Origin of the sequence: Neokomagataea anthophila, from assembly GCF_018122595.1 — a bacterium.
Lineage (GTDB): Bacteria > Pseudomonadota > Alphaproteobacteria > Acetobacterales > Acetobacteraceae > Gluconobacter > Gluconobacter anthophilus.
This window is the reverse complement of sequence record NZ_JAGRQH010000004.1, coordinates 67,508-88,530: the sequence shown is the minus strand read 5'-3', so window position 1 is coordinate 88,530 and position 21,023 is coordinate 67,508. Positions and strand designations below refer to the sequence as shown.

Genomic DNA, 21,023 nt, shown 5'->3' with positions numbered 1-21,023 from the left:
AGGTAAATGGATTGAGGCTATGACAAATGTGGTGAATCTGCGCCGGGAGCGGAAGCGGCGTTTACGTGAAGAAGATGTGAAAAAAGCTGACGCCAATCGTTTATTTTATGGGCGTAGTCGAGGTGAAAAACAGCAGTCTGCCTTAGAAAAAGAACGTTTTTCTAAGATGATGGATGGCAAAAAGCGAGACGACTCTGAGGGGGCGTCATCTTGACTTTTTAGGGGGGAAATACTACCTCTTTGGCACTCCTCAATGGGGAGTGCTAACAGCGCTGCTATTATTGAGCGCGTAACCTGTCACGTCGCTTCTTTTTTAGGGCGTGGCTTAAACTGGAGAGATCCATGACGACATTTCGTCCCCTGCACGACCGTGTTGTGGTTCGTCGCCTGACCAGCGCAGAAAAGACCGTTGGTGGCATCATCATTCCGGACACCGCACAAGACAAGCCAACCGAAGGTGAAGTCGTTTCTGCTGGCCCGGGTGCACGTAACGAACAGGGTCAAATTGTGGCTCTGGATGTTAAGGCTGGTGACAAGGTGCTGTTCGGCAAGTGGTCCGGCACTGAGGTGAAGATCGACGGTGAAGACCTGTTGATCATGAAGGAAAGCGACATCATGGGTGTGATCGGCTAATTGCCGTCCCCATTTTTGCTTTCATATAAAACCTCATATTGGAGTAAGTTAAATGGCTGCTAAGGACGTAAAGTTCGGTGCCGATGCACGTGACCGCATGCTGCGTGGCGTTGATATTCTTGCAAACGCTGTCAAGGTAACGCTGGGCCCGAAGGGTCGTAACGTTGTTCTCGACAAGAGCTTCGGCGCACCGCGCATCACGAAGGACGGTGTTTCTGTCGCCAAGGAAATCGAACTGGCTGACAAGTTCGAGAACATGGGCGCACAGATGGTGCGTGAAGTTGCTTCCAAGACGAACGACAAGGCTGGTGACGGCACGACGACGTCAACGGTTCTGGCGCAGGCGATCATCCGTGAAGGTGTGAAGGCTGTTGCAGCGGGCATGAACCCGATGGACCTGAAGCGCGGCATCGACAAGGCTGTTGGTGTGGTTGTTGCTGAACTGCAAAGCAACACGCGTAAGATGACGTCCCCTGCTGAAATCGCGCAAGTTGGCACGATCTCTGCAAATGGTGAGACGGAAGTCGGTGAGATGATTTCTTCTGCGATGCAGAAGGTCGGCTCAGAAGGCGTGATCACGGTTGAAGAAGCGAAGGGCCTGCACACGGAACTCGACGTTGTTGAGGGCATGCAGTTCGATCGCGGTTATATCTCACCATACTTCGTGACGAACTCTGAAAAGATGACGGCTGATCTGGATGAGCCTTTCATCCTGATCCACGAAAAGAAGCTGTCCTCACTGCAGCCAATGCTGCCACTGCTGGAAAGCGTTGTTCAGTCCGGTCGTCCGCTGATGATCATCGCTGAAGACGTTGACGGCGAAGCACTGGCAACGCTGGTTGTGAACAAGCTGCGTGGCGGTCTGAAGATTGCTGCTGTTAAGGCTCCGGGCTTTGGTGATCGTCGTAAGGCGATGCTGGAAGACATCGCGATCCTGACGGGTGGCCAAGTTATCTCTGAAGATATCGGCATTAAGCTGGAATCTGTTACCCTCGACATGCTGGGCCGCGCTAAGAAGGTTCACATCGAGAAGGAAAACACCACGATCGTTGAGGGTGTTGGCGCAGCTGACGACATCAAGGGCCGTTGCAACCAGATCCGTGCGCAGATCGAAGAAACAACTTCGGACTACGACCGTGAAAAGCTGCAAGAGCGTCTTGCTAAGCTGGCTGGTGGCGTTGCCGTTATCCGCGTCGGTGGTAGCACCGAGGTTGAGGTGAAGGAACGTAAGGACCGCGTGGACGATGCACTGCATGCAACGCGTGCAGCAGTTGAAGAAGGTATCGTTCCGGGCGGTGGTACGGCTCTGGCACGTGCATCTCTGGCTCTGAAGGGTCTTGAGTTCGCGAACGATGATCAGCGCATTGGCGGTGAGATTGTTCGTCGTGCTCTGCAAGCTCCTCTGCGTCAGATCGCTGAGAACGCTGGTGAAGACGGTGCGGTCATTGCTGGTAAGGTTCTTGAGAACGATACGTATCACTTCGGCTTTGACGCTCAGAACGCTGAGTACAAGGACCTTGTTGCTACGGGTATTATCGACCCGACCAAGGTTGTTCGTACGGCTCTGGAAGCTGCAGCATCTGTTGGTGGTCTGTTGATTACGACGGAAGCTATGGTTGCTGAGCGCCCAGAAAAGAAGGCTCCTGCGGCTCCTGCTGGTGGCATGGGCGGCATGGGTGACATGGATTTCTAATCCATGGAACGCCGGCTCCTTTCGGAGCCGGGCCTGTTTTAATGAGTTGACGAAACCGCTCCATGGGCTTCCCGTGGGGCGGTTTTGTTTTGGGGGATGGTGATGAGCGTTCAATTTTTTCTTAAGGCGGCAGTGTCGGGCCTGATGATTGCGGCTGCGTCAACGTTGGCGAAGCGTTATCCTGGGGTGGGGGCGTTGGTGGCTTCTTTGCCGCTGGTGTCGGTTATGGGCATGATTTGGCTTTGGGTTGAAAAGCCAGATGTAGACAATATGGCGGCTCATGCGGGGGCGACATTTTGGTATGTGTTGCCGTCTTTGCCGATGTTTTTGGTTATTCCATTTTTACTGCGCAGTGGTGTCGGGTTCTGGTTGTCGCTGTTTCTGGGCTGCGCGCTGACCGTGGTGCTTTATACGGGTGTTACGTGGTTGGGGCCGCGCTTTGGTGTGCGTTTATAAGGATGTCATGCATGGCTTCGTGAGCATTGCGGCGGGGTATGCTTTTGGTCAGCGTGTGAAGGGGATCCCAGATGGTTCGGCACTGTGAGATTAAAGGCGCGTAGTGGGTATTGGCGTGCGGTTATAATGGGGCCCGCGTGGTGTTATGTAAGCCGCCTACTTATGATGCACTGTCAGTGATGCTCATGGTGAGATGAAGTGTTCTTGCTTCATAAAAGGGCATGGCCTGTTTGTGTGGGTCATTATAGGGAGAGAAAGAGTTTAAAACGGTTTTTGTGGGAAGATAAAAAAGCTCGGATTTTTTATGAGAATATAAGAGCGGCTAACGGTTTTGGTCGTGATGTCGCGTGATTTGCATGATGTGCACGTTTTTGAAAACTTATAGACATCTCCGTATTGGGTGCTGAAACGCCTGTGATTGCAGTTTGAGCATGTGAGTTCGAGATATGTTTTGGAGTGTAATGGCATAATTCTCTCCGAATAAATGTGCAGATAATTATAATGTACTATGAATTTATTTTTCTATTTTATTCGCTGTCAATTAATTGAAAGATACGACTTAATTTCAGGCTTATTTCGCCTTTTGGGGTAGTGTTTGATATGAAAAAATTTCTTCGAAAGATAGGCATTATTTTAGGGCTTTTCCCGACCCTGTGTTGGGCTGGTGGGCAAGAAAATATAGTCGTGCATGGTGTGAACTCGACTGTTCTTGAGAAGAATATCACGAAAGAAATTTATGTTCAGCGGGTTGGGCATATCCCTAAGTGGAGCAGCCATGTTTGCCTGAATGTTTTTGGTCTTAATGATACGTTTAAAGATTCTATTATTCACAAAATGAAGAGTGTCGGGCAGGATTTATCGCTGAATGTGAGTGATACCTGTTCTGTCGGGAATGTTTTGATACTGTTTACTGATCAGTCTGATGACGTGGCACGTCAGATAGAGCAGCAAAACCCTTCGATGTTTAGGGGGTACGATGCAGATCCGCAATTTAAGGAGACGCTGGATGAACCGACAGATGATGAGAAAAATGCGTTTTTAAAAAGTCGGGCGGTGCGCTGGTTGACGTCTACGACTTTGAGAAGTCATGATAATATGCCGCCTTTAACGATATCGACCCCTTTGGGTCCGATACAGGCTGTGCAGGAAGATGATCCTTCCATGTTGCATGATACGGCACGGCGGGATTTTACGCTCTCGATCATTATCGTGGATATTAATCGGATTAAAGATGAGCCGTGGGGTATGCTGTCTGACCTTATCGCTCTCGTTGCGTATATGGGGCCGAACCTGTCTGCACATTATGATGATATGACGTTGTTGGGGGTGAATAATGGCCCCGTTTTACAAGGCCCGACAGGGTATATGACGCCGTATGATAAGGCTTTGTTAGCGGCGTTATATAATACGGATGGTGCTACGGATGCGCGTGAGGCGGTGAGTTATATGGCGGATAAAGTTTTGGAGAATATTCACCCGCGTAGTCCGTAATGGAGTGGTTTGCTTACGAGGGCTTCATAAGCAAACCATGAGTGTTTATTTATAACGATCTAGCGAGAGATCCAGAGATGGGATTTCGGTCTCGCGGCCCGAAATTTGGTCGGAGACGATTTTGCCGGAGCCTGCGGCCATGGTCCAGCCGAGGGTGCCGTGGCCGGTGTTAAGCCATAGGTTTTTATAGCGCGGTGCACGGCCGACGATGGGGGTGCCATCGGGGGTGCAGGGGCGCAGGCCGGTCCAGTATTGCGCGGAGGAGAGGTCACCGCCGCCATACATTTCGTTAAAGGACAGCTCCAGCGTTTCGCGGCGGTCTGGGCTGAGGCGCAAACGGTATCCTGTGAGTTCGGCTGTGCCGCCGATGCGGATGCGGTCCCCGAGGCGCGTGATGGCGACTTTATAGGTTTCGTCATTCACGGTGGAGGTGGGGGCGCGGCTTTCATCCGTGATGGGCATGGTGAGGGAGTAGCCCTTCACCGGGTAGATGGGCAGGCGCAGTTCGAGTGGTTTGAGGAAGCGTGCGGAATAGCTGCCTAGCGCGAGGATGTAGCGGTCAGCGGTGAGGCGGCCAGCGCTTGTGCGGATGCCGAAGATGCTGTCATCTGCGGCTTCAATGGCCTCAATGCGTGTGGAGAGGCGGAATTTGACGCCTTTTTCGGCGGCCATTGCGGCGAGGCGACGGGTGAAGAGGTGGGCATCACCGGTTTGATCGCCGGGGAGGTAGAGGCCGCCTTGGAGGCGTTGGCGGGCATGGGCCAAGCCGGGTTCACGTGCGATGATTTCATCGACGTTTAAGAGTTTATGGTCAATGCCGCTTTCTGCAAGCAGACGCATGTCTTCGGCGGCGTGCTCAACCTGTGCTGCCGTACGGAAAAGCTGGATCAGGCCTTTTTGCTCACCGTCATAGGTGATGCCGGTTTCGGCACGCAGGGTGTCCATCCGGTCACGTGCGTATTCTGCGATGCGCAGCATGCGGCCTTTATTGATATCGTAGGCTTTTTCCGTGCAGTTGGCGAGAAGTTCGCCCATGAAGCGGAACATGTCCGTGTCGATACGAGGGCGGACGACGAGTGGGCTGTGGCGGCTCATCATCCACTTGGCCGCTTTGAGGGGCAGGCCCGGCATGGCCCACGGCGTGGAGTAGCCCGGAGAAATCTGGCCAGCATTCGCGAAGGATGTTTCCAAACCGACGCCTGGTTGACGGTCAATCACTTCGACCTCATGGCCTTCTTGGGCCAAATACCATGCGGTGGTGACGCCGATAACACCTGCGCCCAGAATGATGATCTTCATGTCTGCCTCTCTAATCGATCCGAAACCGAACTAAAATGTGGCCCGGTTATATCGACTCGTTTTGATGTCGTGAAGATCAGCACCATGAGGGTGGGTTGTCTAGTCCCTGTGTCAAAGCGTGTTTGGGTACGGTGTGTGATAAAAAAGCCCGGCACAACAAGAGTTGGCCGGGCTCGTTTTCTGACTAAATGCTAAAAAAATTGATCAGCCAGGGGTGCCCTTGCTGGTGGAGTATTCAAAGTGCAGGGCTGTTTCCGGGTGCACGATGGGGTGGATGGCGTGTGCTGCCATCGCGCCTTCCGAGAAGCCTTGGAGAATAAGTTTCAGCTTGCCGGGATAGGTGGCAACGTCCCCGATGGCAAAAATGCCGGGTGTGCTGGTCTCAAGCGATGCTGGTGCAACGGGAATTGTGTTGCGCTGCGTGTCGATCCCCCAAAGGGCGACGGGGCCGAGATCGGTGGACAGGCCATAAAATGGTAGGAGCGTATCGGCTTCTAGCTTGCGTGTGTCTCCAGACATGGTGGAGACTTCAACGGCGCTCAGTTGGCCATTATCACCATGCAGGGCATGGAGTTGGTAAGGCACGACTTTTTCGATCTTACCGGCGCTGATTTGTGCTTCGATGCGTGAGAGGGTTTCTGGTGCGCCACGGAAGCGGTCACGACGGTGAAGGAGATAGACGTGTTCTGCGATGTCTGAGAGGGACAAGGCCCAGTCGAGAGCAGAGTCACCACCACCTGCGACGACGATGCGCTTGCCTGCGAAATCGGCACGCTTTTTGACGTAATACTGGACGGAGCCTGTGCGCTCAAATGCCTCAAGATCGGCCAAGGGTGGGCGGTTGGGACCGAACGCGCCTGCACCTGCTGCGATGATCACGGCTTTGGCGTGAATGGTATCGCCACGACCTGTTTTAAGCGTGAAGTCCCCGCGTGTGCCGGTGAGGGATTCAACGCGTGAGCCAAGGAGGCGTGGCACGTTGAAGGGCGCAATTTGTTGCTCAAGCGCTTCAATTAACGCGCCACCTTCGATCGCGGGGTGAGCCGGGATGTCATAAATCGGCTTTTCCGGATAGAGCGCTGCGCATTGGCCACCGACGCTATCGAGGGCGTCGATCAGTACGCTTTGCAGTTTCAGCATGCCGCATTCGAAAGCGGCGAACAGGGCCGTGGGGCCTGCGCCGACGATGGCGACGTCGGTATGGAGGGTTTGAGATGCTGTCGTCATGTCTTCCGTCATAGGCGTTTTACGCGTGATGGGGTAGATGGGGGTATGCGTTGTGCCTTTGTAATTCAGCATATTAGTGCCCTTGGTGGAACAGAGCGTTCAGCCTGTGCCGTGATGAATGGTCTAGCCCGACGGGGTGAGGTGGTTCATTTGATCGAATTGGTCGGGCGTGGGGCATCATTTTACCCGTTGGAGCCTACGGTGGCGGTGACGTCTTTGTTTGATCATCCGGTAAAAATTTTTAATTCATGGTTTAGTATCGTTAGGCGTTTGGCACGGTATTTACGTGAGAACGCTATCGAAACGTTGGTGGTGGTGGAGGCGACTCACGCTCTTTATGGTGTTGCGGCTGCGCGTTTGGCGGGTGTGCGCTGCGTGGTGTGGGAACATTTTAATTATACGGTGACATTGAACCGTCGGAAGCGTGCGTGGGGGCGTAAGGTTGCTGCGCGCTGGGCGGATGATGTTGTGGTTTTGACGGAGGCTGATGCCGCATTATGGCAGTGTCATGCCGCGCCTAAAGCTTGTGTGACGGTGGTACCGAATATGGCGCCGCCCGTCCGAGTGGATAAGTATGATTCAGAATCTCGCATGATACTGACGGCTGGTCGCCTGACGGAGCAAAAGGGATATGATCTTTTGTTGCAGGCATGGGCGCAGTTGGTTGAGCGTGAAGAAGCGGCGGGGTGGTCTTTGTTGATCCGAGGGGATGGGCCGGACAAAGCAGCACTGATGGAGCAAATGGAAGGTCTACCGCGTGTGGTACTAGCGCCCGCGACGGAGGGGATTGCGCAGGATTATGCGCGGGCTGCGCTGTATGTGTGTTCTTCGCGCTATGAAGGGCTGCCGATGGTTTTGCTTGAAGCGGCAGCTGCAGGTGTGCCGATTGTGTCGTTTGATTGTGTGACGGGGCCGGCGGAAATTGTTGAGCAGGGTGTATCGGGGTTGTTGGTTCCACCGGAGGATGTGTCAGCGCTTGCGGAGAGTTTGGCCGCGTTGATGCGTGACGGGGAGCGGCGTGTCGACATGGCTGTGGCGGTAAAGCAGCGTGCGCTTGCTTTCCAAGAAGGAGCGATTATGGCGCGGTGGGGGGCATTATTGGGTGCCACGTGGGGTAAAGAGCGCGGCTAGTCTGGTATGTGGTGGATGTCAGCACGTTAGGAGTGGTGTGTCTTGTCGTTGAGTGAGGCTATGCCTGTTTGTGCATGTGGCATAGCCTTGAGCCGTGTGAGCGGTATTTATGGCGCGGAAACGCGTTTCCAGATTTGGCTACGGCCGAACATAGGCATGCCGACATAACCGCGGACTTCGAGCATTTTGTCGTGAAAAAGCTGCATATGGCAATGATACGTCTGGCCGTTGGCGGGATCGATAATGGAGCCGCCCTCCCATGTGTTTTTAACGGCTTTCATGTCGGATAAAATAGGGAGGCCGACGAAAGGGGCATTATGCAAGGGGCCTTTGCAGTTGCCGCATGTATCGCCGCCTGCTGGGACGAGTTTTTTAACAATTTTCCCTGAGAGGCTGCCGTCAGCGTTCTTATAGATTTGGATGATGGCTTTCGGTGTATTGGTGTGTTCATCCGTGGATTGCCAGAACCCTACGGGGGAGCCTTCATCCGCAGCATATGCTGGTGCATAGAAAAGAGTGGCGCAGCAGAGAGCGAGAGCAGCGCATGAATGGGTGAAGAAGCGCTTCAGCATGAGATGAGTATCCTCTCAAGGGTTGCCGATAGACGTATAGCGATAGAGCGGAATAGGGCGGGTGACAAAGATTAAATAAGGGCGGTGTTTCTTTGAAATATGACATAGTTTGAAAGAAGGTCCTTGCCGTAAAGTATCTGGAGGCGGCACAAGTAGAGAATGCGCTTATTTCTCAAAAATCAGTCCGAGACGGAAGCTTTGGGTATTTCTTTGGCGGCTTTGTGCGTGCCGGGAGATTGCATTGCTTTGAATGGGTCTTACGGCATGGGCAAAAGTACATTTGCCCGGGCGTTTCTCCGTGCGTTGACAGGGGATGCTGCGTTGGATGTGCCGAGCCCGAGTTTTCCCATTTTGCTGACTTACGACACGCCGCGTGGTCCGGTGTTTCATTATGATTTATGGCGTTTGGAAGGGCCTGATGCGCTGGATGAACTCGACTGGGATGCCGCATGTGAAGGCATCATGTTGGTGGAGTGGCCGGAGCGGGCTGAAGATCTATTGCCGGATGGCGCGCTTCATCTGACCTTGGAGCAAGGGGGGACTGATGATGAGCGTGAGGTCTCTCTTGTTGGGTGGCCTGATGCGCGTTTGATGGGGCTGGGGGTTTAAGTATCGTGACAATTGTGAGTGTGGCGCCGGGCTTGCCCTTTTTGGATCGTGTTGTGCGGGAGTGGCTCGCGCAGGATGTTGGCGGTTCAGGGGGAGGGCACCACGCTCAGTCAAGGTGTGGTCGGTCAGGGCATGATCAGCCGGGGCATAGCGTGGCGGGAGATGCTGGGCCGGGGCTGATTCTTGTGCCAAGCCGCCGTGCTGGGCGTGCACTCATGGAAGCTTTTTTGCGCGTTTTGGATGGTCAGGCTGCGTTATTGCCGCGTGTTGTGGCGATGAATGACGTGGATGAGAGCGGGTTAGGGCTGTCAGGTGGTGTGGAGGCGGAGTTACCGCCTGCGGTGGATAAGCAGCAGCGTTTGGCGGTGTTGTCTTATTTGATTTTGCAGACGCCGATTGTCAGTCTTGGCATGGATCGCACCAAGGGGATTGATCGGGCGTGGCCTTTGGCCAAGGCTTTGGCGGAATTAATGGATGAGGCCGAGCGTTCAGGCGTTGATCTGGCGACCTCTCTGCCGGAGGCTGTGGAAGAGCAGTTCTCTGAGCATTGGCAGCAAACACTTAAATTTTTGGAAATTGTGACTTCTGTTTGGCCGCAATGGTTGCAGGAAGCGGGATTGATGAACCCGGTAGCCCGGCAGGTGGCGCGTTTGAAGGCGCAGGCGGCATTATGGGATGAGCAACCGCCACAAACGCCGGTTTGGGCCGTCGGGTTTGCGGATGGTTCTGCGGCAGTTGTGGATGTGTTGGCGGCGGTGGCGCGTATGCCGCAAGGCTGTGTGGTGTTGCCGGGTGTAGATTTGGCGTTGGACGAAGAATTGTGGGAGGCGTTGCCCCCGGCGCATCCACAGGCGGGTTTGAGAGAGATTATTGATACGCTGGGTGTGGCGCGTGGTGATGTTGAGGAATGGGATTTTGCCGGATCGGCAGGTGGTGCCCAGCAGCGTGTACGTGAAGCGGTGATGCGTGATGTGATGCTGCCGGAGCGTGGCATTGCTGTGTGGGGGCAGGATCTGACGCCGCGTGATGTGACGGGGTTGTATCGTTTGCCCGCGCAGGATCAACAGCAGGAGGCGCAGGCGATTGCGCTGGTGTTGCGTGATGCGGTGGAGGTGCCGGGGAAAACGGCGGCTTTGATTACACCGGATCGGAGCTTGGCGCGCCGTGTTGGGACAGAGCTACAGCGTTTTGGCGTGGTGGCGGATGATAGTGCGGGTATGAGTTTGGCGGAAGCGCCGCAAGCGGTGTTTCTACGTTTGATCGCGCAGGCGGTGGAGGCGGAGCTTTCGCCGGTGGCACTATTGGCGATGGTGAAGCATCCATTGGCCGCTATGGGGCAATCGCCCGGTGTGTGTCGTGCATCGGCCCGGCGGCTGGAGCGTTTGGTGTTGCGTGGGCCTGCGCCCGTGCCGGGGATTGCGGGTTTGCGTGCGGCTCTTCATGCGCTGGACCAAGAGCGGTTGGAGCGTGATCCCGGTTTGAGTGCGGATGCGCCGGATGTTGCAGAAGGGCCGCTCGGGTTTGTGGAGCGTTTGGAGCAGTGCTTGGCACCACTCTTGGCGGTTGCAGGTGCGGTACCATTGCCGGAGCTTTTGGGAGCGTTGATCCAGTCTGCGGAGGCGCTGGCCGCGGTGGAAGCGCCTGATATGGGCGCTGAGATTGAAGCGTCAGATGATGAGGCCTCTCGCCTGTGGGTGGGGGAAGAAGGCGAGGCTTTGGCGCAGCATTTGGCAGGGTTGATGGAGCATACGGCGCTGTTGCCGCCGCAGCGTCTGGGGCATTTGGATTCCTTTCTGAATACGGCGTTATCAGGGGAGACATTGACGGGCGCGCGTGCGTATCGTGGTGGCGAAGAGCTAGCGCATCCGCGAGTGTCTATCCTTGGTGTTTTGGAAGCGCGGTTGCAGGCGTTTGATGTCGTCGTGTTGGGTGGGTTGAATGAGACGGTTTGGCCGCCCGCAGCGGATTCTGGGCCGTGGTTGAGTCGCCCGATGCGTGCGCGGGTTGGGTTGGCTCCGCCTGAGCGTCAAACGGGTATTAGTGCGCATGATTTTGTCTCTGCCGTTTTGGCGGGGGGCGAGGTTGTCTTTTCCAATGCTGTGCGGCGCGATGGGGCCCCCGGTACGCCTGCGCGCTGGTTGGTGCGGATGGAGGCGTTTTTGAAAGGGCGCGGTCAGACTTTGCCTGTGCATGATGCGCTGGGGTGGCAAGCGGAGTTGGACCACCAGCCTGCGGAGTATGTGACGCTTTTGGCACCGCCAATGCCGCGCCCGCCGGTGGCTTTAAGGCCGCGCAAACTGAGTATTACGGATATCGAGACCTTAAAGCTGGATCCGTATTCTATTTATGCCAAGCATATTTTGAAATTACGGGCTTTGCCGCCGCTTGAAGAAGGGGTGGAGCATGCGGATTTTGGTATGATTGTGCATGATGCCATGGAAGACGTGCTGAAGCAGTTTCCGCAAAATTGGCCAGAAAATGCTCTAGCACATGTTCGGCAGGCTTTTCTGACGGCGCTTGATAAGGCGGCTGTTCGGCCTGCTTTGGCGAATTGGTGGCGACCGCGCCTGATGCGTATTGCGGAGTGGGTGTCAGAGCAGGAAAAGGAGCGCCGTTTAGCGGAGCCGACGGCGGCGCGTTATGTGGAGGTTGATGCTCTGTATCAGTTGATGACGGAGCAGGGGCCCTTTGCGGTGACAGGCCGTGCGGACCGGATCGATATTGACGCGGAAAGTGGTGCGACGGTGTTTGACTATAAAACTGGGACACCGCCATCGGGCAAAAGTGTTGAGGAAGGTTGGTCCATCCAGCTGGTGTTGGAAGGGGCATTATTAGTGGCTGGGGCGTTTTCTAAAGTACCGGTTGCGGAGACGAAGGCGCTTTTATACTGGCATTTGAGCGGTAATGCGAAGCCGGGTGAAGAAAACCGCGTGCCGAGTGCAAAGAGTAAGGTTACGCCGCAGGATTTGATTTCTAACGTTATGGATCAATTGCGCAGTTTGATTGTGAAGTATGAAGATCCGCAGCAAGCGTATCGTTCTGAGCCATGGGCGGGCAAGGAGATGCGTTATACGGATTATGCCTTATTGGCACGGGTGCCGGAGTGGAAAGCGGCCTCACAGGATGATGAGGGGGCCGAGGCATGACCGGGATGACGGTAGAACACCATACTGCTGCGGCAGCAAAAGCGCAGGCGAATAAAACGCAAAGTTTGGCCTCTGACCCGATGGCATCTGTGTTTGTGTCGGCCTCTGCGGGGTCTGGTAAGACAAAGCTGCTTATTGACCGTTTGTTGCGTTTGATGCTGCCGTTGGAAGTGGATGGGCCAGATGGTATGCCTGTCGTGGTGGAGGGCGCCAATCCGTCGCGTATTGTGTGCTTGACCTATACGAAGGCTGCTGCGGCGGAAATGGCGCATCGTTTGCAGGCGAAGCTGGGTGCGTGGGTGTCTTTGTCCGACGATGCGTTGGGTGCGGAATTGGCGGGGTTGTCCGTGCCGAATTTGCCGGAAACGCGGGCGGCGGCGCGGGGGCTGTTCCTAAAGGTTCTCGACCTGCCGGGTGGGTTACGGATTGAGACCATCCATGCCTTTTGCCAATCTTTGCTGCGGCGTTTTCCTTTGGAAGCCTCCATTGATCCGCATTTTGATCTGATGGAAGAAACGGACACGCTCATGGCGTTGCGTGCGGCGATGGAGGATGAGTTGGCGCGTTCTCCTTTGCGTGTGGCGGAGTTGGCGGGGAATATTGGTTTAGAAGTTTTTTTCAAAACGCTCCAAACGTTGAATAATGCGGGGAACCGTCTGGAACCTTTGCTGGTGGCCTTAGCGGCGCAGCCGGAGCGGTTGAAGCAGTTTTATAATGCCGCGCTCGGGGCAGGTTCTGAGAGCGTGGAAGAACTGGAGACGATGATTAAAGATCCGCCTGAGGCGGATGCGTTTCGGCGTGAATTTAACACGATTTATGATGCGTCCTCTGACGCGGCGAAGAAGAAGCTTAACGATGCTTTGGGTTGGTTGGGGAGTTATCTGGAAGAGCGCTCGACGGCGGATTGGCAAACGCATTTCCTAACGCAAAAAGGTGAGATCCGCGCGAAGTGGAGTCATTTGGTGGGCGCAAAGGTAAAGCTTTCTGCGCCGGAGTTGGAAGCTCGTTTGGACCGTGAAGCGCAGCGTTTGGTTGCGCTGTATGAGCGGATGCGTGCGGTTGCCCTTTCAGCGATTAATCAGGCGATTATGGCTTTGGCTACGCCCATTTTGCAGGGTTTTCGGGATGGGAAGGCTGCGCGTGGGTTGGTGGATTATGGGGACCTGATCCGAGAGACCCGGAATTTGCTTGATGACCCCGGTGCGGCGTGGGTTTTGTATAAATTAGATGGCGGGATTGATCATCTTCTGCTGGATGAAGTGCAAGATAATTCAGGCGTTCAGTGGGAGATTGCGGGGGCGTTAACGTCTGAATTCTTTGCTGGGGAGGCCGCGCGAGATGCAGGGCTGCGTCCGCGAACGATCTTTGCCGTGGGGGATTACAAACAGTCGATTTATGGCTTCCAAGGGGCTGACCCGGATCAGTTCCATTATTGGCGGGCTGAATTTGCGCGTCGGGTGAAGGCTGCTGGATTGCTGTGGCGGGACCCGGAATTGAATGTGTCGTTCCGCTCTGTCGCGCCAGTTCTGAACTTTGTGGATGCGGTGTTTTCGCTGCCAGATGCTGCGAAGGGGCTGCGTGAAGGCGAAGACAGCACATTGCTTCCGCATATTTCTGCGCGCTCTGGGGAAGGGGGGCGTGTTGAGTTATGGCCTTTGGTCCCTGTGGATGATGAGAGTGACGGAGAGGTTGAGGCACCCTCATCATGGGAGCCACCATCTCGGAATTATGGTCAGCGGAGTGCACAGCAGCGTTTGGCTGAGAGTTTGGGGGCATGGATTGCCCAGCAGATAGGCCGCTCACCGCAGCCGGGGAAGGCGCCGCTGAAGGCCGGAGAAATCCTGATTTTGGTGCCGCGTCGTTCGTCATTTTTGCGGGCGCTTATTCGTTCGTTGAAAGGGAAGAATGTTCCCGTTGCTACAATGGTGCGCGTTGGGCTGACGGAGACGGTTGCGGTCCGTGATTTGATGACCTTGTGTGCGGCATTATTGCTTCCGCAGGATGATTTGACGCTGGCCTCCGTTCTGACCTCGCCTTTGGGTGGCCTGACGGATGAATCTTTGATGGCTTTGGCCACCAAGGATGGACGCGGCCCGGCGCTGGGCAAAGGAGGGCAGCCGTTATGGACGGTCCTGCGGGAGCGGCATCAGGAGCGTGAAGACTGGCGGGCAGCATGGCGTATGTTGTCAGGGCTTTATACGCGCGTGGATTATGCCACGCCGTATCGGTTGTTGTCGGAAGCATTGGGTCAGTATAGCGGGCGGGCGCGGCTGTTGCAGCGTTTGGGTGAAGAAGCGGTCGAACCAGTGGATGAGTTGCTTAGTGCGGCGTTACGGTATGAGGGTTTGCATCCACCGTCTTTGCAGGGGTTTTTGCACTGGCTGGAGGCGAGTAATATTGAATCCAAGCGTGAGGCTGAAAGTGGCGGCGATGCTGTGCGCGTGATGACCGTGCATGGTTCTAAAGGCTTACAGGCGCGCTTGGTTGTGATGCCGGATACTGTGGCTTCGGGGCAAAAAACGGAAAATTTGTATTGGTCTGAGGCAGAGGGCGTTGAGTTGCCGCTGATGGTGCCACGGGTGGATGCGGCGGTGCGGGCATCGTCCGTTTTGGCAGACGAGCAGAAGGCGAAGGCTCAGGCGGAGCGTAATCGGTTGTTATATGTGGCGCTGACACGGGCCAGTGACTGGCTGGTCGTGTGTGGAGCCATGCCTAAGAAGGGCATACCGGAGACGAGTTGGTATCGGCAGTGTGAGGCCGGCTTTGAAGCTTTGGGCGAGCGTGCACGGAAAGAAGCTTGTGACGATCTGCCATGGGGTGGTGAACGCTGGGTTCTGGATGAGCAGAGCGATGACATTATTGAGCGTGCAGTGCCTGTATCACCGTCACATGAACCGGTGAGCGCGCCTGTTGTGCCGACATGGATGGGAGGGGCGCCGTATTGGGTGGCAACGCCAGCAGAGCGTGAAGATGCTATGACGCGCCCCTTAGCACCAAGCCGTCCTGATGGGGCAGAGTATGGACCGCAAGTGGCAGTACGGTCTCCTCTGGAGCATTTGGCGCGGCGTAAAACGGTGCAGAGTATTGGTGAGGCTGTGCAAGTGCGGCGTCAGGCTATGCGGCGGGGGACGATGATCCACCGTCTTTTGCAGCTTTTGCCAGATGTTGCCCCGGTGGAACGGTCAGATGTGGCTGCGCAGTGGTTGGGGCGGGCTGCTTTAGGGTTGGAGGCCGGTGAGATTGATCATGTGGTACAGCAAGTCTTGGCGGTGTTGGATGATGCTCGTTTGGCGCCGCTTTTTCTGCATGGCAGCCGTGCAGAACAGCCTATATCAGGGGTAAGTCGTGGGCGTGTTGTTTTAGGGCAGGTGGACCGTTTGTGGGTTGGTCCTGATGAAGTTTGGGTATGTGATTACAAAACAAACCGTATGCCGCCATTGCGGGTTGAGCGTACGCCGATTGCGTATGTGAGGCAGATGGCGGCGTATCGAGATGTTTTAGCCCAGCTTTATCCTAACGCTGCGATACGCTGTGTTCTGGTGTGGACGGAGGGGGCGCAGGTTCATGTTTTGCCCCAATCCTTGTTGGAGAGTGTTTGGCAAGAGGGGCTTGCATGATGTTTGGAACAGGACAATATCAGTCCTGTAAAAATAAATGGCCTTAGGACAAGGAAGAAAAGCATGAGCGCGAACACGGTAGCAGTGACCGATAGCAGCTTCGAGCAAGACGTATTGAAGGCAGAAGGTCCCGTTCTGGTTGATTTTTGGGCGGAATGGTGTGGTCCGTGCAAAATGATTGCGCCTGCCCTGGAAGAAATTGGTGCAGAATTCCAAGGGCGTGTGAAGGTAGCTAAGGTCAATATTGACTCGAACCCAGAAGCACCGACGCAATTTGGCGTTCGTAGCATCCCGACATTGATTGTCTTCAAAGATGGTAAGCCGGTAGCGCAGCAACTCGGTGCGATGCCGAAGAGCCAGCTGAAGGCATGGGTTGAAAAATCTATCTAATTGGTCAGATCGTCTGGCTCTTGATCTCGACGGATCAGGAGCCAGAAAGATATGAGCAGAGTTGCGTAGTCAGGCGGCTTTGCTTTGTGTAAGATGGCGGCATGTGTGCAAAGAAGCTTGAATTTCCTGCCCCCGTTCTGCTGACGACGACTGATGATGTCGCTCAGATTTGTGCTAAGCTCCGTCAAGAGCCTTATGTCACGATTGATACAGAATTTGTGCGCGAGAAAACGTACTGGCCTGAGCTGTGCCTTGTGCAGTTGGGTGGTATTGAAGACGTTGTTTTAATTGATACATTAGCGCCGGGCTTGGATTTGACGCCGTTGTCAGAGCTTCTGGACGCCCCGGATTGTATTAAGGTTTTTCACGCGGCGCGGCAGGATCTGGAAATTTTCCTGCATTTGTTTGATCGTTTGCCACGCTCCATGTTTGATACGCAGGTAGCCGCGATGGTGGCTGGGTTTGGTGACCAAGTGGGCTATGATAGCCTTGTTGGCTCCATTACCGGTAAAGCGATTGATAAAGCGCACCGTTTCAGTGACTGGTCTGCCCGGCCATTGACGCCAGCACAAATTGCATATGCTGCGGCCGACGTGACGTATTTGCGTATTGTGTACGAAAGCCTGCACAGCCAGTTGAAAAAAGAAGGGCGGTTGCGCTGGGCTGATGCCGAGCAGGCGGTTCTCACAGAAGAAAAGACATTTCGTCCAGATCCGCGGCGTTTATGGGAAAAGCTGAAAGCCCGTACCAGTAATCGTCGTATGCTGGGTGTACTGCGTGAAGTGGCTGCATGGCGTGAAGGCGCGGCTCAAGAGGCTAATATTCCTCGGCAGCGTTTGATCCGTGATGAGAGCCTGTTGGAGATCGCTGCAATCCGCCCGACGGATACGGATGCGTTAAGCCGTGTGCGTGGTGTGACGCGTGGTTTTGCAGAAGGGCGCATGGGGGCAGGTTTGCTTGATGCTGTACGCATTGGGCTGGACTTGCCGGATACAGATTTGCCTAAGCCGTCGTCTAAGTCGGATAAGGCGCGTCCATCTTCTGCTTTGGTAGCGATGCTGCGTGTGTTGCTGGCGGCCAAGTGTGAAGAGCATGGTGTTGCGCCTAAACTTGTTGCAACAGCAGATGATTTGGACCGTATTGCCATTGGAGAGAAAGAGGTTTCTCCATTAAAAGGGTGGCGTAAAGAAGTTTTTGGGATTGATGCGCTGGCTTTGGTTAACGGAGAGATCGCGTTGGCCGTTGTCGAGGGGCGTGTTGTGCTTCGTCCAGTCGGAGGTGAGAGTTTTTCTGAGCTTGCCTCTGGACAGGGTGTATAAGAATAGAGTTGGGTAGAGAGCATCGCTAGGAGTGACTTCGACCTTTGGTGAAGTTTATGCTAGGGATATCAGTATGGTGTGCGGAGATGCTTGGCTTAATCGGCGAAAGGTTTGCCGGGAGTACAAGCGTTAATTCGGGACAGGGGAAGCCGATTTATGGACTGGACGGACGAGACGATCGCCAGACTTCGTGAATTGTGGGATCAGGGTCTTTCAACGGCTGAGATCGGACGCCAGTTAGAAATCACTAAGAATGCGGTTGTTGGTAAAGCGCATCGTCTTGGTCTGCCACCTCGTCCATCACCTATCCGTAATCGGAAGACGGTTATTGCTGCGGATGGCACGGTAGAGGTTCCTAAGCGTAAGCCACCGACACGCTCAAAGGCCAAGCCTAAGGTCGCAAATGCGGAGCAGGGGTCTCTTCTTCCGGAGGCTGCTAAGAAGTCTGATGCTAAGGTCGAAGTGAAGGCTGCTGCGCCTTCTGAGGCCGCTAAAGCGCCGCCTGCGGAAAAAAGACCGGCGCCAGCAGCGGGTGCTACGCCTAAAAAAATAGAGGCGTCAGCATCATCTGGTGCTCAAGGTGGAGTGCCAAAGGATAAGGCGACAACATCGACGTCAGCGGAAGAGCCTAAGCGTGCTTTGTCGTCTGTGGTTGGGCACTCAGGTGCGCCGCGCATGGCGCCAGCCATTGATAGGCCTGTACGGCGTGGTCCTTCATGCTGTTGGCCTTTTGGTGATCCAGGGACGCCGGGTTTCCATTTCTGTGGTGCACGACCACTGTCCGGCAAGCCTTATTGTGCTGAGCATGCCGCTATTGCTTATGTAAAAATTCGAGATCGTCGGGATTAAAAGACGCAGTTTTTATGCAGCGTTTAGTGCGGCTTGGCTTCCGGTATTGGTGGAGCTATAGGCGGGCTAAACGCTGTTTTTGTTTTATGAACCATTATATTACGTCTCACGCTTGGAGAGGGCATATTGTTATGCTTAGGGAAGTGAAAGGGTGGTTCGTTTAGTTTTATGAGGTGTGAGTGGTGTCCACGGAAGGATTGGATATTTTCTATTAAATCAATGATTTGCGGAAATTTTGTCAAACCTATTGATGGTCTAAAAACCCCCTCCAGAAAAACCGCATTATCAGCCTTCAACTTGTCGATGCTCAACTTTGCAACAGGGGCCTTAATCATCTATGTTGCATTATCTTTATTTTTGATTAAGAAACAGTCACATTATGTGACTGTGTTATAAGGTAGGACAGAGTGGATAATTTAATTTTCTATAAGAGAAAATTATTTTGGATAATTTGTGGAGGGCCCTCAATAATATCAATTATATATTTATTTTTTCTGGCAACTCCTAGGTATGAAAGTGAGTCTATTGTTCGTGTCTATGGGTTTGGTAATGGCGCGGGCACTGGCGGTGGTAGTATTCTGGGCGGGAGTGCTTCTCCAGGAGCATACATTTTTAGAGAAACAATTACAGGATGGGATTGTTTCTCTCATTTGAGCTTCAAAAAGCTTACTGGTGAGTGGCAGAAAGGTGACTTTCTGACGCGCTATGGAAGCATCAGTAGCTTGTTTTCGCAGAACCCTATGCGACTATGGGCTTATTATCGCTCACATGTGGTCGTTTCTATTGATGATGAAAGTGGCCTCGTTAAAGTTAACGTGGATAGTTATCATTCCGACTTCTCGTCTGATCTTAATAAGACCGTTATTGAGTATGCACGTAAGCATCTTGCTGATGCTGGTGTCTTGGCTTACGAAAACGAGCGTTCACGGATTGAGGGCGAGCTTAGTCGTGATCGGTTGAAGCTGGCGGCAGCCTTTGCAGACATGCAACAGTTTCAGAAAGAACACGGTATTGCCGATTACGATGTTGTTTATAATCGGACATTAGAGCTCTTAAATCATTATCAGGAAACGCGTGTTACTCTGGATAGCCGTGCCTCTGCGGCCCAGTATTTTGCGCAACGCTCACAAGAGCTGGCAATGCTGAAAGCACAAATTGCAACATTGGACCATCAGATTGAGGTTCAAAGCCAATCTGTGAGCAAGACTTTATCTCCTATTTACACGCAATACTCTAGCTTGAAACAAAATATTTCTGAAGGAATGAATGTCGTTCGGTTGGATAACCAGAATATTCAAGATATTGAACAGTTAGAAACACGCAGCTCTTATCATGTTGACGTGGTTGAAAATACAGTAAAACCAACAGATCCAATGATGCCGCGTGCGGTTTATTGGTCAATTGCAATTCTTGTTCTTTCCTTCCTGCTTTACGTCATTATTAAATAACCCAAAATGTTGAGGTTGCACGTGAAACGTTTGAAAATTCTCGCATCCACCATGCTTCCCATTGCACTAGGCGCTTGTGCGTTTATGCCATCGGCGGGCCCTCATGCATCGTTGCTGCTAGACAAGACAGAAAACTCTTTGCCGGTAGTAGATGTTACCGAGGCCATTTCTTCACAATTGTGGCAGGAAACGATACTTACGCAAAAGAAAGCACTTGATGATACGTTGAGTACTTTAAAGTACTCTTCTGTTGTGCCGCTGAAGATCTCTACAGGTGATGTCCTTAGCTTAACATTATGGGTTGCCGCAGGTCAGTCTGACGTTGTCTTGGGGAACGTGCCGCAGCCACGAGATATGGGGCATTACACAGTTTCTATGGATGGGACTGTAAACCTCCCTTATGTGGGTAAGGTTTATGTTCGTGGTATGCTTCCTCAAAAAGCTGAGAAGATAATAGCGGAGCGCTTTGGGAAGACTGAGTTGTTCCCGCAGCCAGAAGCAACCATACAAATTGCCGAAAATAAAGCGCAAAATATTGTCGTGATGGGGGCAGTGAATGCTCCGACGGTTTTAAATTGGTCTGAAGGCGGTATGGACATTAGTGAAGCCATTGCTCGGGCGGGAGGGTTCCGTGTCTTTGATCCAAGCCGCCAAGGTAGTGATTTGTCGGTTAATAACATACTCCTTATTCGTGAAGGAAAGAGCTTTCAGTTGCCAATGAAGGCAGCATTGTCACAGGCGATTCCGTTGCAAGCGGGAGATCGTATCGTTCTGCAGCATACTCCGGTCGTGAAAGCTCTGTGCTTAGGGGCTGGTTGGAAAAGTCCAACGACGGTGCCATTTGATGAACTGCCGACCCTTTCTGAGGTTTTGTCTGGTGCTGGAGATATGAATCTTAACAGTGCGCAAGGGCGTGCAATCTTCATATTCAAGAATGATACTCGTGTAATTTATCGTATTAATTTCGATAAACCTGAAGGGATGCGTGCTGCACAAACTTTCCCAGTGAACAATAAAGACATGGTTTATATCCCACCTTCACGTAGCGTAACCTTGCAGCAGGTGGTTAATATTATCATGAGTGTTGGTTACCCGGCAGCGATGGGTGCTGCTCTGAAATGATAAGTCATCTTTTTAGGTAAG

General features: G+C 53.5%; 17 protein-coding genes. 14 read left to right on the top strand and 3 right to left on the bottom strand.

The window, feature by feature from the left end:
• Positions 1-19 precede the first annotated feature (19 nt).
• The 5 genes from KB213_RS07580 to KB213_RS07560 all read left to right on the top strand — a co-directional run bounded on the left by KB213_RS07580 (position 20) and on the right by KB213_RS07560 (position 4,273).
• Positions 20-214, top strand: a complete 195-nt coding sequence (locus KB213_RS07580) for a DUF4169 family protein (protein WP_211681832.1) — start codon at positions 20-22, stop codon at positions 212-214.
• 128 nt (positions 215-342) lie between these two features.
• Complete coding sequence (locus KB213_RS07575) at positions 343-633, top strand: co-chaperone GroES (protein WP_068171628.1); 291 nt, start codon at positions 343-345, stop codon at positions 631-633.
• A 52-nt stretch (positions 634-685) separates the two neighbouring features.
• On the top strand, positions 686-2,326 hold the full coding sequence (gene groL / locus KB213_RS07570) for a chaperonin GroEL (RefSeq protein WP_068171631.1): 1,641 nt from the start codon (positions 686-688) through the stop codon (positions 2,324-2,326).
• 102 nt (positions 2,327-2,428) lie between these two features.
• Positions 2,429-2,782 (top strand): DUF3147 family protein, encoded by a 354-nt coding sequence (locus KB213_RS07565; RefSeq protein ID WP_211681830.1) that lies wholly within the window; start codon positions 2,429-2,431, stop codon positions 2,780-2,782.
• Positions 2,783-3,382: 600 nt separating this feature from the next.
• Positions 3,383-4,273 (top strand): hypothetical protein, encoded by an 891-nt coding sequence (locus KB213_RS07560; protein ID WP_211681828.1) that lies wholly within the window; start codon positions 3,383-3,385, stop codon positions 4,271-4,273.
• 45 nt (positions 4,274-4,318) lie between these two features.
• Here KB213_RS07560 and KB213_RS07555 read toward each other — a convergent pair whose 3' ends face one another.
• On the bottom strand, positions 4,319-5,572 hold the full coding sequence (locus KB213_RS07555) for a D-amino acid dehydrogenase (protein WP_211681826.1): 1,254 nt from the start codon (positions 5,570-5,572) through the stop codon (positions 4,319-4,321).
• A 204-nt stretch (positions 5,573-5,776) separates the two neighbouring features.
• The gene (locus KB213_RS07550; RefSeq protein WP_211682008.1) at positions 5,777-6,799 is read right to left on the bottom strand and encodes an NAD(P)/FAD-dependent oxidoreductase; all 1,023 of its coding nucleotides are present in this window, start codon (positions 6,797-6,799) and stop codon (positions 5,777-5,779) included.
• Between the two features lie 45 nt (positions 6,800-6,844).
• On the opposite strand from KB213_RS07550, the gene KB213_RS07545 reads away from it, so the two are divergent.
• Positions 6,845-7,930: a glycosyltransferase family 4 protein gene (locus KB213_RS07545; protein WP_211681823.1), complete on the top strand. Its 1,086-nt coding sequence runs from the start codon at positions 6,845-6,847 to the stop codon at positions 7,928-7,930.
• A 107-nt stretch (positions 7,931-8,037) separates the two neighbouring features.
• Here the strand turns inward: KB213_RS07545 and KB213_RS07540 are convergent, their stop codons facing one another.
• A complete protein-coding gene (locus KB213_RS07540; protein ID WP_068171644.1) occupies positions 8,038-8,502 on the bottom strand; it encodes a DUF2147 domain-containing protein in 465 nt (154 codons plus the stop codon).
• Positions 8,503-8,661: 159 nt separating this feature from the next.
• Between KB213_RS07540 and tsaE the strand changes: the two genes are divergently transcribed.
• From tsaE to KB213_RS07500, 8 genes are all read left to right on the top strand, one after another.
• Positions 8,662-9,111 (top strand): tRNA (adenosine(37)-N6)-threonylcarbamoyltransferase complex ATPase subunit type 1 TsaE, encoded by a 450-nt coding sequence (tsaE, locus tag KB213_RS07535; protein ID WP_211681821.1) that lies wholly within the window; start codon positions 8,662-8,664, stop codon positions 9,109-9,111.
• A gap of 5 nt (positions 9,112-9,116) precedes the next feature.
• Positions 9,117-12,257, top strand: coding sequence for a double-strand break repair protein AddB (addB, locus tag KB213_RS07530; protein WP_211681819.1), 3,141 nt, complete (start codon positions 9,117-9,119; stop codon positions 12,255-12,257).
• Positions 12,254-15,874, top strand: coding sequence for a double-strand break repair helicase AddA (gene addA / locus KB213_RS07525; RefSeq protein WP_249110355.1), 3,621 nt, complete (start codon positions 12,254-12,256; stop codon positions 15,872-15,874). The genes addB and addA overlap by 4 nt, the downstream gene beginning before the upstream one ends.
• 63 nt (positions 15,875-15,937) lie before the next feature.
• A complete protein-coding gene (gene trxA / locus KB213_RS07520) occupies positions 15,938-16,264 on the top strand; it encodes a thioredoxin TrxA (protein ID WP_068171654.1) in 327 nt (108 codons plus the stop codon).
• A gap of 101 nt (positions 16,265-16,365) precedes the next feature.
• Positions 16,366-17,583 carry a ribonuclease D gene (gene rnd, locus KB213_RS07515; protein ID WP_211681817.1) on the top strand — a complete coding sequence of 406 codons (1,218 nt, stop codon included), beginning with the start codon at positions 16,366-16,368 and terminating at the stop codon, positions 17,581-17,583.
• A 156-nt stretch (positions 17,584-17,739) separates the two neighbouring features.
• On the top strand, positions 17,740-18,432 hold the full coding sequence (locus KB213_RS07510; protein ID WP_211681816.1) for a GcrA family cell cycle regulator: 693 nt from the start codon (positions 17,740-17,742) through the stop codon (positions 18,430-18,432).
• Between the two features lie 407 nt (positions 18,433-18,839).
• A complete protein-coding gene (locus KB213_RS07505) occupies positions 18,840-19,880 on the top strand; it encodes a hypothetical protein (RefSeq protein WP_211681813.1) in 1,041 nt (346 codons plus the stop codon).
• Between the two features lie 21 nt (positions 19,881-19,901).
• On the top strand, positions 19,902-21,002 hold the full coding sequence (locus KB213_RS07500) for a polysaccharide biosynthesis/export family protein (RefSeq protein ID WP_211681811.1): 1,101 nt from the start codon (positions 19,902-19,904) through the stop codon (positions 21,000-21,002).
• The last annotated feature ends 21 nt before the right edge of the window (positions 21,003-21,023 follow it).

Bases quoted from the DNA above. Each gene is read 5' to 3' on its own strand.
- groL (WP_068171631.1), top strand. From the start codon at position 686: ATGGCTGCTAAGGACGTAAAGTTCGGTGCCGATGCACGTGACCGCATG.
- KB213_RS07555 (WP_211681826.1), bottom strand. From the start codon at position 5,572: ATGAAGATCATCATTCTGGGCGCAGGTGTTATCGGCGTCACCACCGCA.
- trxA (WP_068171654.1), top strand. From the start codon at position 15,938: ATGAGCGCGAACACGGTAGCAGTGACCGATAGCAGCTTCGAGCAAGAC.
- KB213_RS07550 (WP_211682008.1), bottom strand. From the start codon at position 6,799: ATGACGACAGCATCTCAAACCCTCCATACCGACGTCGCCATCGTCGGC.
- rnd (WP_211681817.1), top strand. From the start codon at position 16,366: ATGTGTGCAAAGAAGCTTGAATTTCCTGCCCCCGTTCTGCTGACGACG.
- KB213_RS07575 (WP_068171628.1), top strand. From the start codon at position 343: ATGACGACATTTCGTCCCCTGCACGACCGTGTTGTGGTTCGTCGCCTG.
- KB213_RS07560 (WP_211681828.1), top strand. From the start codon at position 3,383: ATGAAAAAATTTCTTCGAAAGATAGGCATTATTTTAGGGCTTTTCCCG.
- KB213_RS07565 (WP_211681830.1), top strand. From the start codon at position 2,429: ATGAGCGTTCAATTTTTTCTTAAGGCGGCAGTGTCGGGCCTGATGATT.
- addA (WP_249110355.1), top strand. From the start codon at position 12,254: ATGACCGGGATGACGGTAGAACACCATACTGCTGCGGCAGCAAAAGCG.
- KB213_RS07510 (WP_211681816.1), top strand. From the start codon at position 17,740: ATGGACTGGACGGACGAGACGATCGCCAGACTTCGTGAATTGTGGGAT.
- KB213_RS07580 (WP_211681832.1), top strand. From the start codon at position 20: ATGACAAATGTGGTGAATCTGCGCCGGGAGCGGAAGCGGCGTTTACGT.
- tsaE (WP_211681821.1), top strand. From the start codon at position 8,662: ATGCGCTTATTTCTCAAAAATCAGTCCGAGACGGAAGCTTTGGGTATT.
- KB213_RS07545 (WP_211681823.1), top strand. From the start codon at position 6,845: ATGCGTTGTGCCTTTGTAATTCAGCATATTAGTGCCCTTGGTGGAACA.
- KB213_RS07540 (WP_068171644.1), bottom strand. From the start codon at position 8,502: ATGCTGAAGCGCTTCTTCACCCATTCATGCGCTGCTCTCGCTCTCTGC.